Source organism: Cyanobacterium stanieri LEGE 03274 (assembly GCF_015207825.1).
Classification (GTDB): Bacteria; Cyanobacteriota; Cyanobacteriia; order Cyanobacteriales; family Cyanobacteriaceae; genus Cyanobacterium; species Cyanobacterium stanieri_B.
On sequence record NZ_JADEWC010000062.1, the window covers coordinates 1 to 1,510 of the forward strand.

Here is a 1,510-nt window from a genome sequence, read left to right on the forward strand (position 1 = left end):
CCATGGTTACTGCTAACCGTTTCTGGTCTCAAATCTTCGGTATTGCTTTCTCCAACAAACGTTGGTTACACTTCTTCATGTTGTTTGTGCCTGTAACTGGCTTGTGGATGAGTTCTATTGGTATCGTTGGTTTAGCATTTAACCTTCGTGCCTATGACTTCGTCTCTCAAGAGTTAAGAGCCGCAGAAGACCCTGAATTTGAAACCTTCTACACTAAAAACATTCTTTTAAACGAAGGTTTACGTGCATGGATGGCGCCTCAGGATCAACCTCACCAAAGATTTGAATTCCCTGAAGAAGTATTACCTCGTGGTAACGCTCTCTAAGGTATAAGAATAGATCCATAATCATCTAAATTGAATGAGTCTCCTACGGGGGGCTTATTTTTTTATGGTTACTAAAATTATTGACCTATATTTCCTAGATTTTTACAAACAAGGTAATTGGCAGGGAGATTTTGATATTTATTTAATTCCCAATAACTTAATTTATAATCATCCTGTTAACAAAAAAGAGACATTTCTCGATTATCAAAAGCAGGGAAGAAGACCTAGATTTAGTATTTATAAGGACATAATTTTAGAACATGAAATATCACCTTTAAAATCTTATTCATTAACTTAAAACAGACTTAATATTATTAGCAATTCTTTCAATAACTGGTACAACTACAGAGTTACCAATTTGCTTATAACAATGAGATTTTGCCATATTTTCTGGGAACTTAAATTCAGAAATATCAAAACCCTGGAAAGCCAGACATTCTTGGGGAGTTAACTTTCGATATTTTCCATTAACTTTAACCAATGGCACGTTGTGTCCACCCGTACCCATATTAGCTGTTAACGTAGGACATAATTTATTTTTATTTTCCCTAACATATACCCTTCTCCACTGATAGATGGTATCTTCTTTCGTCATTTTTTGTTTTAATTCTGAATAATATCGGCTAGATTCATTGTAATAATAAGATTCATCAGCAACAGATTTATTGATAATATCCGTTACTTTTTTTGTCAAGGATATAGGCTTAGGAATTTGAAATTTGGTTGACAAATTGTCATTAAATAGATGTATCAAATTGCTTTGCACATTTTCATTTAAAGATGCAACAATATGACCTTCATTTTTAAAACCTACAATATATATTCTTTCTCTAGTTTGAGGTACATTGCCATAATCTTTTGAGTTTATTATAAATGGTATAAATGAATAATTTAAACCTTTAGTTAAAGTATCTTTTATGACTTCAAAAGTTTTACCTTGATCGTGACCAACTAAATTTTTAACATTTTCTAATAATTGACACTCCCACCGACAAATCAAAGATTATGTCGGGGGATTCTAGCTTCACAGATTCGTGGCTAGACGAGTAAACTCGCCCCCGCTGCGACCATCTCCACTAGCCTTTTCTTGGACGGGCTGCCCGACCGCCACTAAATCTAAACCACGATTCCTAATTACTAAAGCAGAAGCATGATCTCGCCCTGTAATGTAACCACACTCAGGA

General features: G+C 34.4%; 1 protein-coding gene and 1 pseudogene. One reads left to right on the forward strand and one right to left on the reverse strand.

Features of this window, described 5'->3' with window-relative positions:
- Positions 1–326, forward strand: a pseudogene (locus IQ215_RS14230) (photosystem II D2 protein (photosystem q(a) protein)); the annotation flags it as partial.
- A 289-nt stretch (positions 327–615) separates the two neighbouring features.
- Here the strand turns inward: IQ215_RS14230 and dcm are convergent.
- Entirely contained in the window at positions 616–1,326 is a 711-nt protein-coding gene (gene dcm, locus IQ215_RS14240; protein WP_193802057.1) for a DNA (cytosine-5-)-methyltransferase, read from the reverse strand.
- Between the last annotated feature and the right edge of the window lie 184 nt (positions 1,327–1,510).